The sequence below is a fragment of the Ornithinimicrobium sp. genome (assembly GCF_051004135.1).
Taxonomy (GTDB): Bacteria; Actinomycetota; Actinomycetes; order Actinomycetales; family Dermatophilaceae; genus Ornithinicoccus.
This window is the reverse complement of record NZ_JBPCKQ010000091.1, coordinates 1-12,858: the sequence shown is the minus strand read 5'-3', so window position 1 is coordinate 12,858 and position 12,858 is coordinate 1. Positions and strand designations below refer to the sequence as shown.

Annotated in this window: 16 protein-coding genes; 4 read left to right on the top strand and 12 right to left on the bottom strand. The window is 70.8% G+C overall.

Annotation, left to right across the window (positions count from 1 at the left end):
* Nucleotide 1 precedes the first annotated feature (1 nt).
* From ACR2FV_RS05370 to dusB, 5 genes are all read right to left on the bottom strand, one after another.
* Nucleotides 2-757 carry an anti-sigma factor gene (locus ACR2FV_RS05370; protein WP_434014670.1) on the bottom strand — a complete coding sequence of 252 codons (756 nt, stop codon included), beginning with the start codon at nucleotides 755-757 and terminating at the stop codon, nucleotides 2-4.
* Nucleotides 747-1,334, bottom strand: a complete 588-nt coding sequence (locus tag ACR2FV_RS05365; protein WP_434014669.1) for an RNA polymerase sigma factor — start codon at nucleotides 1,332-1,334, stop codon at nucleotides 747-749. Before ACR2FV_RS05365 ends, ACR2FV_RS05370 begins: the two co-directional genes overlap by 11 nt.
* A 50-nt stretch (nucleotides 1,335-1,384) precedes the next feature.
* Entirely contained in the window at nucleotides 1,385-1,786 is a 402-nt protein-coding gene (locus ACR2FV_RS05360) for a class F sortase (protein ID WP_434014668.1), read from the bottom strand.
* A 204-nt stretch (nucleotides 1,787-1,990) separates the two neighbouring features.
* Nucleotides 1,991-2,539 (bottom strand): DUF4397 domain-containing protein, encoded by a 549-nt coding sequence (locus ACR2FV_RS05355; protein WP_434014667.1) that lies wholly within the window; start codon nucleotides 2,537-2,539, stop codon nucleotides 1,991-1,993.
* 117 nt (nucleotides 2,540-2,656) lie between these two features.
* Nucleotides 2,657-3,871: a tRNA dihydrouridine synthase DusB gene (dusB, locus tag ACR2FV_RS05350; RefSeq protein ID WP_434014666.1), complete on the bottom strand. Its 1,215-nt coding sequence runs from the start codon at nucleotides 3,869-3,871 to the stop codon at nucleotides 2,657-2,659.
* Between the two features lie 75 nt (nucleotides 3,872-3,946).
* Here dusB and ACR2FV_RS05345 point away from each other — a divergent pair, with 75 nt between their 5' ends.
* Nucleotides 3,947-4,174 (top strand): hypothetical protein, encoded by a 228-nt coding sequence (locus tag ACR2FV_RS05345; RefSeq protein ID WP_434014665.1) that lies wholly within the window; start codon nucleotides 3,947-3,949, stop codon nucleotides 4,172-4,174.
* 105 nt (nucleotides 4,175-4,279) lie between these two features.
* On the opposite strand, the gene ACR2FV_RS05340 is transcribed toward ACR2FV_RS05345, so the two are convergent.
* The 3 genes from ACR2FV_RS05340 to ACR2FV_RS05330 all read right to left on the bottom strand — a co-directional run bounded on the left by ACR2FV_RS05340 (nucleotide 4,280) and on the right by ACR2FV_RS05330 (nucleotide 6,950).
* A complete protein-coding gene (locus ACR2FV_RS05340) occupies nucleotides 4,280-4,975 on the bottom strand; it encodes a CE1759 family FMN reductase (protein WP_434014664.1) in 696 nt (231 codons plus the stop codon).
* On the bottom strand, nucleotides 4,972-6,102 hold the full coding sequence (locus ACR2FV_RS05335; RefSeq protein WP_434014686.1) for a CE1758 family FMN-dependent luciferase-like monooxygenase: 1,131 nt from the start codon (nucleotides 6,100-6,102) through the stop codon (nucleotides 4,972-4,974). Before ACR2FV_RS05335 ends, ACR2FV_RS05340 begins: the two co-directional genes overlap by 4 nt.
* A gap of 620 nt (nucleotides 6,103-6,722) precedes the next feature.
* Entirely contained in the window at nucleotides 6,723-6,950 is a 228-nt protein-coding gene (locus ACR2FV_RS05330; protein WP_434014663.1) for a hypothetical protein, read from the bottom strand.
* Nucleotides 6,951-7,257: 307 nt separating this feature from the next.
* Here ACR2FV_RS05330 and ACR2FV_RS05325 point away from each other — a divergent pair, with 307 nt between their 5' ends.
* Both ACR2FV_RS05325 and ACR2FV_RS05320 read left to right on the top strand, forming a co-directional pair.
* A complete protein-coding gene (locus ACR2FV_RS05325) occupies nucleotides 7,258-7,866 on the top strand; it encodes a LysE/ArgO family amino acid transporter (protein WP_434014662.1) in 609 nt (202 codons plus the stop codon).
* A 119-nt stretch (nucleotides 7,867-7,985) separates the two neighbouring features.
* Nucleotides 7,986-8,912 (top strand): NADP-dependent oxidoreductase, encoded by a 927-nt coding sequence (locus tag ACR2FV_RS05320; protein WP_434014685.1) that lies wholly within the window; start codon nucleotides 7,986-7,988, stop codon nucleotides 8,910-8,912.
* A gap of 46 nt (nucleotides 8,913-8,958) precedes the next feature.
* Here ACR2FV_RS05320 and ACR2FV_RS05315 read toward each other — a convergent pair whose 3' ends face one another.
* On the bottom strand, nucleotides 8,959-9,120 hold the full coding sequence (locus tag ACR2FV_RS05315) for a hypothetical protein (RefSeq protein WP_434014661.1): 162 nt from the start codon (nucleotides 9,118-9,120) through the stop codon (nucleotides 8,959-8,961).
* A 1,092-nt stretch (nucleotides 9,121-10,212) separates the two neighbouring features.
* Between ACR2FV_RS05315 and ACR2FV_RS05310 the strand changes: the two genes are divergently transcribed.
* Nucleotides 10,213-10,455: a hypothetical protein gene (locus ACR2FV_RS05310; RefSeq protein WP_434014660.1), complete on the top strand. Its 243-nt coding sequence runs from the start codon at nucleotides 10,213-10,215 to the stop codon at nucleotides 10,453-10,455.
* A 109-nt stretch (nucleotides 10,456-10,564) separates the two neighbouring features.
* On the opposite strand, the gene ACR2FV_RS05305 is transcribed toward ACR2FV_RS05310, so the two are convergent.
* The 3 genes from ACR2FV_RS05305 to ACR2FV_RS05295 form a co-directional block, all read right to left on the bottom strand.
* Nucleotides 10,565-11,098, bottom strand: a complete 534-nt coding sequence (locus ACR2FV_RS05305) for a SigE family RNA polymerase sigma factor (protein ID WP_434014659.1) — start codon at nucleotides 11,096-11,098, stop codon at nucleotides 10,565-10,567.
* Between the two features lie 76 nt (nucleotides 11,099-11,174).
* Complete coding sequence (gene map / locus ACR2FV_RS05300; protein ID WP_434014658.1) at nucleotides 11,175-11,966, bottom strand: type I methionyl aminopeptidase; 792 nt, start codon at nucleotides 11,964-11,966, stop codon at nucleotides 11,175-11,177.
* A gap of 2 nt (nucleotides 11,967-11,968) precedes the next feature.
* Nucleotides 11,969-12,858: glycine--tRNA ligase (locus ACR2FV_RS05295; protein WP_434014657.1), on the bottom strand; the 890-nt coding region annotated here is incomplete at its 5' end.

Genomic DNA, 12,858 nt, shown 5'->3' with positions numbered 1-12,858 from the left:
CTCACGGCGAGGCGACGGGCCCCCGCCAGAGGCTCTCCTCGCTGTGCGTGGGGTCGCCGTCGTAGTGCTCCATCGAGACGTCCACGATGCCGAAGGTGTCGGTGGACAGCCCGTCGGGCAGCACGAACTCCTGGTCGCCCTCCTCCAGCAGCCCGATGGTGACCATGCCGGACGCCTCGGAGTCCAGCAGCCACACCTCGAGATAACCGTCGCTCACGGAGGGCAGCTCCCCGGCATCGACCTGCAACACCCGTTGGCCGTCCCGCTCGAGGATCTGCGCGCTGCCCGGCGAGACCGAGTCGCTCAGCGCCTCCAGCTCCACCGAGGCCAGCACGGACTCCTCGGCGCTCTGAATCCCCCCGGCCACGATGGTGCCGAGCCAGGCCAGGACCGCGCCGGCCGCGGCCGCGCCGAGCAAGGTGAGGCCCGAGAACCGGGTCTTCGGGCCACTGCTGCGGCCCGGGTCGGTGTACGGCACAGTGACATCCTGCTGCGGGCCGCTGTGCTCCGGCTCTCGCTCAACAGGTGTCGACGCAGCCTGATCCTGTACGTCCTGCTGGACAGCCGACTCGATCGCAGCCCAGACGTGCGCCGGCGGACGCAATGGCATCGGCCCGCCACGGCGCATGGTCTGGGAGACCAGGGTTAGCGACTCCATCTCGGCGCGGCACAGGATGCACCGCTGCACATGGGCCTGCTCCTGCGCAGTGCCCTCGCCGAGCGCCACGAGGGCGAGGTCGTCGGCATCAACGTGCATCTTCACCCTCCAATCGGTCTCGTAGTCGGCGCAGGGTGCGCGCGATGTGGCTCGTCACCGTGCCCAGCGGCATCTCGAGCCGCTCGGCGATCTGCCGGTGCGTGAGGTCCTCGAAGAAGGCGAGGAGCATACTCTGCCGTTGTGGCTCCCCGATCCGCTCCAACTCCTCCCAGAGGGTGAGCAGAGCGTCGACCCGCTCCGGTGTCAAGGCATTCGGAGCGCGTTCCTGCGCCAGATTGCCGAGCAGCGCGGCAGGGTCGGAGGGGATCTGGGCCGAGCGGTGCCGGGCACCCAGATGGTCGGCGACGCGGTGCCGGGTGATGCCCACGAGCCAGGCACCCAGTGGCGCCCGGGCCGGGCGGTATGTCGTGCGCGAGCGCCAGGCGGAGACGAAGACCTGCTGCGTGACGTCCTCGGCGTCGCCGCGTCCCACTGCCTTCGTCGCCAGACCGTGCACCACCCCACCCCAGCGTTCGTAGATCTCGGCGAGCGCTCCCGGCCGGCCGGTGGCGAAGGCGTGTGGCAGCACATCGTCCCTGCCGACCTCGGCGTCGACCCCGCTGGCCCGCTCGCTCACGAGCACACCGTATCGACTCCCCCCTGGATCGCTCCACGGTCCGGTCCCCCTCACCCCTGCACCAGAGGTAGGGCCACCACCACGACGTTGTCGCGGTGGCTCGCGGCCTCCGGTCGCCAGGGGCCACCACAGGTGATCAGGGTCAGCCGGGCCGGACCGTCGCGGTCGAAGAGCTCGTCGAGCGGCAGGTCGTCCGCGGGCACGGTCCGGCGACCGACGACCTCGTAGGCCAGCACGGATCCGTCGGCCAGCTCGACCTCGACCCGCGACTCCAGCGGCACCTCGCGCAGCGCGGCCATGACCCCCAGGCCCTCGTCGGTGTCGACGTGCCCGGCCAGCACCACGGATCCCACTGCAGCGCCCGCTGCCGGTCCGTGCCGGTACCACCCCACCCGGGAGCCGTCGTCGGGGATCTGCATCAGGCCGGCAGGTCGTCGCGCGATCTCGGGCACACGACGCGACGCTCCGGTCCGGCTCGGCGCGGGCTCCGTGCCAGCAGCATCCCGGCCGGGCGGACTGCCCTCCTGCCCGCCACCACTACCCGCAGGACCGGCCGTGGAGGCTGCCTCCACGCGGACCGGGTCGATGGTTCCCACGTCGGACCCACCCCCCGGCGTGAGGGCGCCGGCCCCACCGGCTAGCGGAGGCACACCGGCTCAGGCGGCCTCGCGGGACAGGTCACATCGGCGCTGACCATCCCGGCGTCGAGGTTGAGCACCTGCTCGTTGGGGTTGGTCATGCCCTCGATGCCCGGAGTCCCACCGGCGCGCACGTCCACGGCCGGAGCGGCCGCGGTGTGCCGCACCGTCAGCCGGGCCTGCCCGGCGTCGAGCGTCGAAGTGTCGTTGACGAAGGCGTTGGGAGCAGGTTTGCCGTCCGCGTCCAGGTTGGCGGGTCAGTGTCAGGTTGGCACCGCCGGGGACCTCCAGGCCCTCGCCCGAGATGGCCGGGTCCTCGGCCGCCGGGTCGGCGCCCGCGGCGTAGACCTCGATGTCGTAGCTTCCGGCAGCCAGCTCCAGGGGGTCGGTGAGGGTGCCGGGCTCGAATCCGGGCAGGGTATCCTCGCCGTTGACATAGACGTCGACGCTCAATCCGGGCACGGCGTGCAGCACCGAGACCGACGAAGTGTCGTCTTGAGCGAGTGCAGGGGTGGCGGTGGCGACGAGGGCAAGGCTCGCGGCCGCACCCCAAGCGGTGGAACGCATCTGATCTCCTGTGATCCGGGGCGCTCCGGCGAGCGTCCTGCCCCTACTTCCGGGACGGCACCGGATCCGGATGCAGTCGGCGCCGACTTCTTTTGCGGCCCCGCGTCCGGGAGGAGGTCAGCCGCCGCTGACCGACTCCTCGGCCTGGGCGACCCGGGCGCGTTGCGCGCCGTCCAGATCACGCGATTGCAGCCACCGGTCGGGCAGCGCAACGACCCGGGCGGAGCCGGCCCGGCCACGCTGGCCCTCGGCCGGCTCGCCGGGCCAGGGCTGGTCCAGGTCGAGATCGGCGATCAGGTCGTCGAGCGCGGCCATGGAGTCGATCAGCGCCAGCCGGTGCCGCAGATCACCGCCGACGGCGAAGCCCTTGAGATACCAGGAGAGGTGCTTGCGGATCTCCCGGCAGCCGCGGCCCTCGTCCTGATGGAAGTCCACGAGGTATGCCGCGTGTCGCCGCAGCGTCTCGCTCACCTCCCCCAATCCGGGTTCGACCCTCCGGTCCGAGCCCGCGAACGCGGCGGCCAGGTCGGTGAACAGCCACGGCCGGCCCAGGCAGCCCCGGCCGACGACGACTCCGTCGCACCCGGTATGCGCCACCATCCGCACCGCGTCCTCCGCCGACCAGATGTCGCCGTTGCCGAGCACAGGCACACTGCGCACTGCTCGCTTCAGAGCGGCGATCCGCGACCAGTCGGCCTGCCCGGAGTAGGCCTGCGCCGCGGTGCGGGCGTGCAGCGCCACCGCCGCGGCGCCCTCGCCCTCGGCGATGCGGCCGGCCTCAAGGTAGGTGATGTGGTCGCTGTCGATGCCGACCCGCATCTTGACCGTCACCGGCACGGCATACGGACCGGCCTCGCGCACCGCGGCCGAGACGATGCCGCGGAACAGCTCGGTCTTCCAGGGCAGCGCCGCTCCCCCTCCCTTGCGGGTGACCTTGGGCACCGGGCAGCCGAAGTTGAGGTCGATGTGGTCGGCACGGTCCTCGGTGACCAGCATCCGCACCGCGGCGCCGACGGTGGCCGGGTCGACGCCGTAGAGCTGGATGGAGCGGGGCGTCTCGTCGGGGTCATGCTCGATCAGCCGCATGGACACCGGGGTGCGCTCGACCAGGGCGCGGGAGGTGATCATCTCGCTGACGTAGAGCGAGCTCGCCCCCGTGGCGCCGTCGGTGTGCGTCGGGCCGAGACCCGCCGTGCCGTACTGCCGGCAGAGTCGACGGAAGCCCCGGTTGGTGATGCCGGCCATCGGCGCCAGGACGACCGGGGAGTCGATGACGTGCCGGCCGATCCGCAGCGGAGGCAGCACGGGAGCGGGTGCAGTAGCGACAGTCATGACTACGCAATTGTCCCAGACCGTCTGCTGGGCCACGCGTTGACATACGTGGGGCAGGCCACGGGCCCTGAACGTGTGGCCACACTCGAGATCCGTGACGTCCCCGACGGCCTCCGGGCGATTCTGGAGAAGCGCGCGGCAGACGCCGGCCAGAGTCTGTCAAAGTGCGCCCTGGAGCTCTTGCGGACCAGCACCGAGTACCCGACGTACCGCGAGCTCAACGAGCACATCCGGAAGGACGCTCCGGTCGAGACCACGACCCGTGCTGCTGACCTCATCCGAGCAGACCGCGACTCGCGCTGACCGCGCTCTCCAGAGTTCCCGCGCCGAGCGACAACACGCGCACCGCCGTCACGGCGCGGGGTGGTGCATCCGCTGCCGCTCGATGGTCAGTGGTCTACGGGCGGGTCAGGCCGAGTGGCCCAGGAGCTGGTCGAACGGTGTGAAGCTGCCGGCCGCCTCGTCCGCCTCAGCCCGGGCCAACGCATCGGTGTGCCGGCGCGCCGAGTCGGGAGTGGAAGGGCCGGATGCGTCGCGGCCGCTGGACGGTGTGTCGTGACGGCTCAGTAGTGCCACGAGCTCGTCGGCAGCACGGGCGATGCGCTGGGACAGGCCATCGACCACGCCGTCGCCCTTTCCCCCGAAGTCGGAGGTCGCCGCGAAGACCCCGGTCGGCACGACCACGGCCTGCAGGTAGGTGAACATCGGCCGCAGCGCGTGGTCGAGCACCAGCGAGTGCCGCTCGGTCCCCGCCGTGGCCCCGATCAGCACCGGGGTCCCGCGCAGCACCCCTGGGTCAAGCGCATCGAAGAACGACTTGAACAACCCCGAGTAGGACGCCGTGAACACCGGGGTCACGGCGAGCACCGCGTCCGCCGCGGCGATGGCCGCACCGGCCTGCGTTAGGCGAGCGGACGACATACCAGCAGTGAGCATTGCCGACATGATGTCGGTGCCGAGCTCACGCAGCTCCAGCACGGTCACCTCGGGCTCCTGGTCCTTCACGCGCAGCCGGTCACCCACCGCATCGGTGAGGCGGTCGGCGAGCAGTCGCGTGACGGAGGGCTGGCTCAGCCCGGCGGTGACGACGACGAGCCGGGTCATGGCCTGGCCTCGGCGCTGCGCGACCGCGGGCCGACGTGTGCGTTGGCGTGCTCGTCACCGGCCTGCAGCAGCGAGGCGTGGGTGGGCGGGTCGGACGGGACGTGAGCCGGGCGCCTGGCCTCGAACTCCCGGCGCAGCACCGGCACCACCTGCGTGCCCAGGATCTCCATCTGTTCCAACACCGTGTCCAGCGGCAGGCCGGCATGGTCGATCAGGAACAGCTGGCGCTGGTAGTCACCGACGGCGTCGGCGAAGGTCAGGGTGCGCTCGATGACCTGCTGCGGGCTGCCCACGGTCAGTGGGGTCTCCCGGGTGAACTCCTCCAGCGAGGGCCCGTGCCCGTAGACGGGCGCGACGTCGAAGTAGGGCCGGAACTCGGCGACGGCGTCCTGGCTGTTCGGGCGGATGAAGACCTGACCACCCAGCCCGACGATCGCCTGGTCGGCCCGACCGTGCCCGTAGTGCTCGAACCGGCGACGGTAGAGCCCGACCATCCGCGCAGTGTGCTCGATGTTCCAGAAGATGTGGTTGTGGAAGAAGCCGTCGCCGTAGTAGGCAGCCTGCTCGGCGATCTCGGGGGTGCGGATCGAGCCGTGCCAGACGAACGGGGGTATGTCGTCCAGCGGCCTTGGGACGGAGGTGAAGCCCTGCAGCGGGGTGCGGAACCGGCCCTGCCAGTCCACCACGTCCTCGCGCCAGAGCCGGCGCAGCAGGGCGTAGTTCTCGACCGCGAGAGCCACCCCGTTGCGGATGTCCTGGCCGAACCAGGGGTAGACGGGGCCCGTGTTGCCGCGGCCCATCATCAGGTCGACCCGGCCACCGGACAGGTGCTGCAGCAGGGCGTACTCCTCGGCGAGGCGCACCGGGTCGTTGGTGGTGATCAGCGTGGTCGAGGTGGACAGCACCAGCCGCTCGGTCTGCGCGGCGATGTGCGCCAGCAGGGTAGTCGGCGAAGAGATCGCGAACGGCGGGTTGTGGTGCTCGCCGACCGCGAACACGTCGAGCCCGACCTGCTCGGCCTGCTTGGCGATCGCCACCTCGGCGGCGACCTTGTCGGCATACGAGGGGGTCGTGCCGGTGGTGGGGTCGGGCGTCATGTCGCCGACCGTGAAGACTCCGAACTGCATGAGACCACCTTCCGCTGCCTGCGGTGACTGTCGCGGGACGGTTGCCAGCGACACCATGCGTAAGCGGAATGAACTTCTACTTATTCCGTCAACCGGACCCCAGGCGCATGACGTCCTCGCTAGCGTCTCGTCGTTCATGTCCATGATGAACGGCTCACCGGTCTTGACGTACTCCGGGTCGGCTCCGGCTGCCAGATCGCGGTCGTGCACCAGTCGCCAACCCTCAAGGGGCTCGAGCACGACGCCATGGCCCAGCGGGATGGTCGTGGACTCCGGCGCTGCCGCCTCAGGGTCGGTCTTGCTCGGTTGCCCGGTGGACGCGTCCCCATCCGGGTCCGTGCTCGGCGCCGGCTCTGCATCACTGGTCTGCACCGGACCACTGGTGGCCGTGGGCGGGACAGCGGGGTCCAGCGGCGGGGCTGAGGTGAGCGGGCCCAGCGTCTGAGAGGCCACGAATGCCGCCGCGGCCGCGGACGCTGCCAGACCTGCACCGACCGCCCACCCGGTGCGTCGCCGCCTGCGCTGACCCTGCGCCCAGGCGTAGGCCGTGTAGTCCTTGGTCAGCTGCACGTCGGCCGCGCTCCGCAGCTCGGCGGAGACGTCGCGGCGGTCCCGCTCGCTCATCGTCCCTCTCCTTCCGCGCCGGTCCGATCGTGGGCTGCAGCCGATGACCCATCCGCCCGGGCGCCCCAGTCGGCGGTCTCGGCCTCGCTCAGATCCTCGAAGTAGCGCAGCACCGTGCGTTGCCGCGGGGGCACCTGCGCCAGTGCGGCGCATACGTCCTCGTAGTCCACCCAGGTGTCGGTGAGCACCAGCCCCGCCACCTCCGGCGGGTCTTCGCGGACCACCTCCAGACGCCGCTTGCGCCAGCGCGAGATGTTCTGGGTGTAGAGGATCCGCCGCGCACCTTGTGCCAGTGCTTGGACAACGTGATCAGCGACTCCTGCAACAGGTCCTGCGCCTGGTCGACATCGCCGCACATCAGCACCGCGATCCGCAGCAGATGCTGCTGCCGGGCCCGCACGTAGTCGGCGAAGTCCGGGTCGACGTCTCTCATCCGCCCGTCCTTCCTGCTCGACCGATCCTGCCCTGACACATGGTGAACGCCACAGCGCCCGTCAAAGGTTGGACACGCCCGGCACTACCGTTCGCAGCGTGTCTGCCCTCACCCTGACCCTGGCGGGGCTCGCGACCGGGTGGGGGCTGATCATCGCCATCGGTGCGCAGAACGCCTTCGTGCTGCGCCAGGGTCTGCTGCGCGAGCACGTCGGCCTCGTGGTGACCTTCTGCGTCGTCTCCGACATCCTGCTGATCGGGATGGCGGTGGCCGGGGTCGGGGTGGCGCTGGACGCCTGGCCGGCGTTGCTGCCTCTGGCCCGGTGGGCCGGTGGTCTGTTCGTGATCGGCTACGGCCTGACCTGCGCGTGGCGGGCCCGGCATCCCAGGGCGTTGCGCGCGGAGGGCGAAGGCGCGGGGTCGGCGCGGCGAGCCGTCCTCACCGTCGCCGCCCTGACCTGGCTCAACCCGCACCTCTACCTCGACATCCTGATGCTGGGCACCATCGCCAACAGCCACGGCGACCCGGGCCGGTGGTGGTTCTTCGTGGGCCTGCTGCTGGCCAGCACCACGTGGTTCCTCGCTCTCGGGTACGGCGCGCGCGGGCTGCGTCGCTTCTTCGCCCGGCCCCGGTCGTGGCAGCTGCTCGACGCCGCCATCGCGGTGGTGATGATCACGCTCGGCCTGTCCCTGCTCCTGGCCGCCTGACCCCTGGGGCAGGATCGCCCGCAGCGGAGTTCCGGCAGGAATGCCCCGGGTCTCCCCCGGCTTGTCGAGGGGGCACGCCGTCCCCGACTGAGGAGCACCAGATGAGCGACGAGCCGACCATGCACGCGATGGCCTACGGCGAATACGGCGGGACCGAGGTGGTGCAGCCGGCAACACTGCCCCGCCCCAAGGTCGCTCCCGGCGAGGTCCTGGTGCGGGTGCGCTCGGCCTCGGTCAACCCGGTGGACTGGAAGCTGATGAGCGGCGGGCTGGATGCGCTCATGGACGTCGTGTTCCCGGTCGTCCCCGGCTGGGACGTCGCCGGCGTCGTCGAGGAGGTCGGCATCGACACCCCGGAGTTCGCGGTCGGCGACGAGGTGATGGCCTACGCCCGCAAGGACTACGTCCACGGCGGCACCTTCGCAGAGCTGGTCAGCGTGCCGGCGCGCGCGCTGGCGCGCAAGCCGGCGGAGCTCGACTGGCACCAGGCGGGCTCCCTCCCCCTGGCCGGGCTGACGGCATACCGCGTCCTGCGGCGACTCGGTCTCAGTCACGGCGAGACCGTGCTGGTGCACGGGGCTGCCGGCGGCGTGGGGTCGCTCGGCGTGCAGATCGCGCGCTCCATGGGTGCCCGGGTGATCGGGACCGCGTCGGCGGGCAACCACGACCGACTGCGCGGGTATGGCGTGGAGCCGGTGGAGTACGGCGACGGACTGACCGAGCGGATCCGCGACCTCGCCCCGGACGGTGTCGACGCCGCCGCGGACTTCGTCGGCGGGGTCAGCGAGGTCAGCTCCGCGGTGCTGCGTGATCCTGCGCGGCAGGCCTCGGTGGCCGACCCGGCGGCACTGGAGGCCGGTGGCCAGTGGATCTGGGTGCGCCCGGACGGCGCCGCCCTTGAGGAGCTCGCCGGCCTGGTGCGGCGGGGCGAGCTGGCAGTCCCGGTGGCCGAGGTGTTTCCCCTGGACCATCTGGCCGACGCCTTCGACCGGAGCGCTACCGGTCACGTGGCCGGCAAGATCGCCATCGAGGTGTCCCAGGACTAGGGCGGACCAGGCACCCTCGGCAGCCGCAGCGACTGGGCTCCTGTCCCTACTCGAGCGCGAGGAACCCGGTCCAGGCGCTCTCCGGGTTGATCGCGAGGATGAAACCCTCCGACGAACTGCCGTCGGGTCCGCTCCAGACCCATCCCCGGAACGCGTCGGCAGGATTCGTGATCTCCTCGGGCGGCCCGCTGGTGAGCAGCTCGACCATGGTGGCGTAGGGCTGGGTGGGAGACTCCGGGAGGCCGAACGTCTCCTCGGGGCTGGTGATCCCCAGCGACAGCGCGGTCTGGTCCTGGGTGGCGAGCTCTGGATGAGCAGGTCGCTGTCACACGCCAGAGCCGCGTCGAGCAGCCGCTGCGCCTTGGCCTCGACGGTGAAGGGAGCATCTCCGATCACGACCGCGTTGTCAGTCGCCTCGTCGGCGGAGCAAAGGCCTGCATCCTGCTCCGTCGCCGCCGCCGCCGGGCTGTCGGCCACCATGTCCTGAGGCACCGACCCCCGCACGATGAATCGCCCATCGACCATCTGCACGGTGGGGACCGAGCCCAGCAAGGCGGTCGCGAAGTCCTGTTGCGGCCAGGCGCTGTCCGGGCAGAATTCGTACTCCGCCCCACCCTGGATGCCGACGAGGAGCACCTCCTCACCTGTGTCGAGAAGCCACGTCACCAACTGCTCGCCGGAGCACGGAGCGTCAATCTGCATCGCCAGGTTGCCGCCGGTCCACCGCACGATGTCCGCCGGTGAGACATCGACCGTGGGAGGATCCTGTTCGGGAATCTGCGCTGCCGGTACCTCGTCCAGGATGCCGTAGACGTCCTCCTTGACCACGTCGCGCGTCCCGTCCTGCAGCGGCGAGAACTCCGGATCGGGCTCGAAGGCCATGCTCACCTCGGTCTCCCATGCAGGAGTGAAGGCCCACACGAGCACCAACGTGGCACCGTCCTGGGCGATCAGCGGCTCCTCGGAGAACAGCCGCTTCCAGTTCTCGGCGCCATTCCGCAGCGTCCCCTCGCATCCGGGACCCTTTTCCGGAGCCGCCCGCTCGACCCAGTCGCCCGACGTGGTCACGACGCCGTCAGTGGCATCGCCCGGAGCCCGCATGGCCAGCCCGCAGCCACGCACCGACCAGTTGCTGCCGTCGAAGCCCAACGTCACGGCGGTGCCGTCGTCGGGGCCGACGACGGTCCACGCCTGCGGCCTGGGTTCGGTGAGTGTCCACTCGCCGCCGGGCCGCTGTTCGGGCGTCGCCGGAGTCAGCTCCCGCGACGTCTGCTCCTCAAAGGGCGGACCGAGCACCAGGATGGCGTCCCCGAAGGAGGGGCCATCCGACAGGATGTCGGACGGGGCACTTCGATCGGCTTGGTCGTCGGTCTGCTCGGCCTCTGGTGACGTCGGCGCCTCGGTGGAGACCGGGGTGTTGGCCGGGGTGTTGGCCGGGTCCAACGGTGGCTGGGCGGTGTCCTGGCCCACCCCGCCGAGGAAGAGCGCGCCCACGGCCGCTGCGGCCACCACGAGACTGCCCATCGTGGTGACCCCGACCTGACGACGACGTCGCAGGGCCCGGCCACGAGCCCACGCCTGCGCGGCGAAGTCCTGGTCGACCGCGTCGGCGGATGCGCGCTCCAGCGCGCTGTGGATGTCCTTGCGAGTCATCACGCGTCATCTCCTTCGCCGGCCAAAGCCGGCGCCAGCTCAGGCAACAGCCGACGCAGATGTGCCAGCGCGCGACTGGCCTGACTCTTGACCGCGCCGGGACGGATCCCGAGCAGGTCGGCGATCTGCTCCTCGGACAGGTCCTCGTAGTAACGCAGCACCAGCACCGCGCGCTGCCGCGGCGGCAGCTGGTCCAACGCCACCCGCACCTGCGCCCGATCGACCCAGCTGGTGGGATCGTCACTGCTCGGCATGCGCACGAAGATGCTGTCCGGTGCACCCATGTCCATCGGCTGCTCTCTGCCGACCTTGCGCCAGCGCGACACGGCGTCCCGATACAGAATCCGCCGGATGTAGGCCTCCGGCGCGCCGTCGCTGACCTGCGCCCACCGGCTCGCCGTCTTGGCGTAGGCCTCCTGCAACAGATCCTGGGCCGTGTGGTGATCACCGCAGACCAGGTATGCGGCGCGCAGCAGGCGGTGCTGGCTGGCTCGGACGAACGCGACGAACTCCTGCTCCGCGCTGGTGCTCATCCCGCCCTCCTGACCACGTCCATGCAGTCCTAACGCATTTGATGCCCGCTCAGGTTGCCTCGGGCAGAGTGTTCGATCAGCTGGTCTCGGCCGGCGATGACATGCCTCGGGCGGTCAGCACCAGCGGGCCGTCCTCGGTGAGCGCCACCGTGTGCTCGCTGTGCGCACCGCGTGAACCGTCGGCACTGCGCAGGGTCCACCCGTCGGGGTCGGTTGAGATCTCGTCGGTGCCCTCCAGCAGCCACGGCTCGATCGCGATGACCAGACCAGGGCGGAGTTTCAGGCCGCGGCCCGCGCGCCCGTCGTTGGGCACGTGCGGCTCGCCGTGCATCGTCCGCCCGACCCCGTGCCCGCCGAACTGGAGGTTGACCCGGTAGCCCAGCCCACGGCATACCTGCCCAATGGCGGCGGACACGTCGCCCAGCTTGCCGCCGACCCGGCACGCGGCGACGCCGGCCCCCAACGCGCGCTCGGTGGCATCGATCAGCTCCAGGTCCTGCTCGCGGGCGGTGCCGACCACGAAGCTGAGGGCGGAGTCGGCCACCCAGCCGTCGACGGAGACCGCGAAGTCCAGCGTGAGCAGGTCACCGTCGCGCAGCCGGTAGCGGTGCGGCAGGCCGTGCAGCACGGCATCGTTGACCGAGGTGCAGATGACCTTGCCGAACGGGGACGCGCCGAAACTGGGGTGGTAGTCGACGTAGCAGCTGACCGCACCGCGCTGCGCGATCAGCTCGCGGGCCCGGGTGTCGATGTCGAGCAGGTCGGCGCCGACGCCCACCTCCTCGCGCAGGGTCGTGAGGGTCGAGGCCACGAACTCCCCGGCGGGCCGCATCGCCTCGATCTCGGCGGGGGTATGCAGCTCGATCAACCTCAGCAGCCGATCAGCCGCTGGGCCAGGTAGCCCTCGACCTGGTCCAGCCCGATCCGCTCCTGACCCATGGTGTCCCGCTCGCGCACCGTCACCGCGTGGTCGTCGAGCGTGTCGAAGTCGACCGTGAGGCAGTAGGGGGTGCCGATCTCGTCCTGCCGGCGGTAGCGCCGACCGATGGCGCCGGCGTCGTCGAAGTCGACCATCCAGTGCCGGCGCAGCGTCGCCGCGAGGTCGCGGGCCTTGGGGGTCAGGTCGGCGTTGCGCGACAGCGGCAGCACGGCGACCTTGGTCGGAGCCAGCCGCGGGTCCAGCCGCAGCACCACCCGCTTGTCGACCCCGCCCTTGGTGTTGGGGGCCTCGTCCTCGGTGTAGGCGTCGACCAGGAAGGTCATCAGCGACCGGGACAGCCCGGCGGCCGGCTCGATGACGTATGGGGTGTAGCGCTCACCGCTGGCCTGGTCGAAGTAGGACAGCTCGGTGCCGGAGTGCTCCGAGTGGGTCCTGAGGTCGAAGTCGGTGCGGTTGGCGATGCCCTCCAGCTCCCCCCACTGCGAGCCGGCGAAGTTGAAGCGGTACTCGATGTCGACGGTGCGGTCGGAGTAGTGCGACAGCTTGTCGGCCGGGTGCTCGTAGTGCCGCAGGTTGTCCGGGTCGATGCCCAGGTCGACGTACCAGCGGGTGCGCTCCTCGATCCAGTGCTGGTGCCACTCGGACGCCGTCGAGGGCTCGACGAAGAACTCCATCTCCATCTGCTCGAACTCGCGGGTGCGGAAGATGAAGTTGCCGGGGGTGATCTCGTTGCGGAACGCCTTGCCGGTCTGCGCGATGCCGAAGGGCGGCTTCTTGCGGGTGGCGGTCATCACGTTGGCGAAGTTGACGAAGATGCCCT

Bases quoted from the DNA above. Each gene is read 5' to 3' on its own strand.
- ACR2FV_RS05320 (WP_434014685.1), top strand. From the start codon at position 7,986: ATGCACGCGATGGCCTACGGCGAATACGGCGGGACCGAGGTGGTGCAG.
- ACR2FV_RS05310 (WP_434014660.1), top strand. From the start codon at position 10,213: ATGGCGTCCCCGAAGGAGGGGCCATCCGACAGGATGTCGGACGGGGCA.
- ACR2FV_RS05315 (WP_434014661.1), bottom strand. From the start codon at position 9,120: ATGGTCGAGCTGCTCACCAGCGGGCCGCCCGAGGAGATCACGAATCCT.
- ACR2FV_RS05370 (WP_434014670.1), bottom strand. From the start codon at position 757: ATGCACGTTGATGCCGACGACCTCGCCCTCGTGGCGCTCGGCGAGGGC.
- ACR2FV_RS05305 (WP_434014659.1), bottom strand. From the start codon at position 11,098: ATGAGCACCAGCGCGGAGCAGGAGTTCGTCGCGTTCGTCCGAGCCAGC.
- dusB (WP_434014666.1), bottom strand. From the start codon at position 3,871: ATGACTGTCGCTACTGCACCCGCTCCCGTGCTGCCTCCGCTGCGGATC.
- ACR2FV_RS05340 (WP_434014664.1), bottom strand. From the start codon at position 4,975: ATGACCCGGCTCGTCGTCGTCACCGCCGGGCTGAGCCAGCCCTCCGTC.
- ACR2FV_RS05355 (WP_434014667.1), bottom strand. From the start codon at position 2,539: ATGCGTTCCACCGCTTGGGGTGCGGCCGCGAGCCTTGCCCTCGTCGCC.
- ACR2FV_RS05335 (WP_434014686.1), bottom strand. From the start codon at position 6,102: ATGCAGTTCGGAGTCTTCACGGTCGGCGACATGACGCCCGACCCCACC.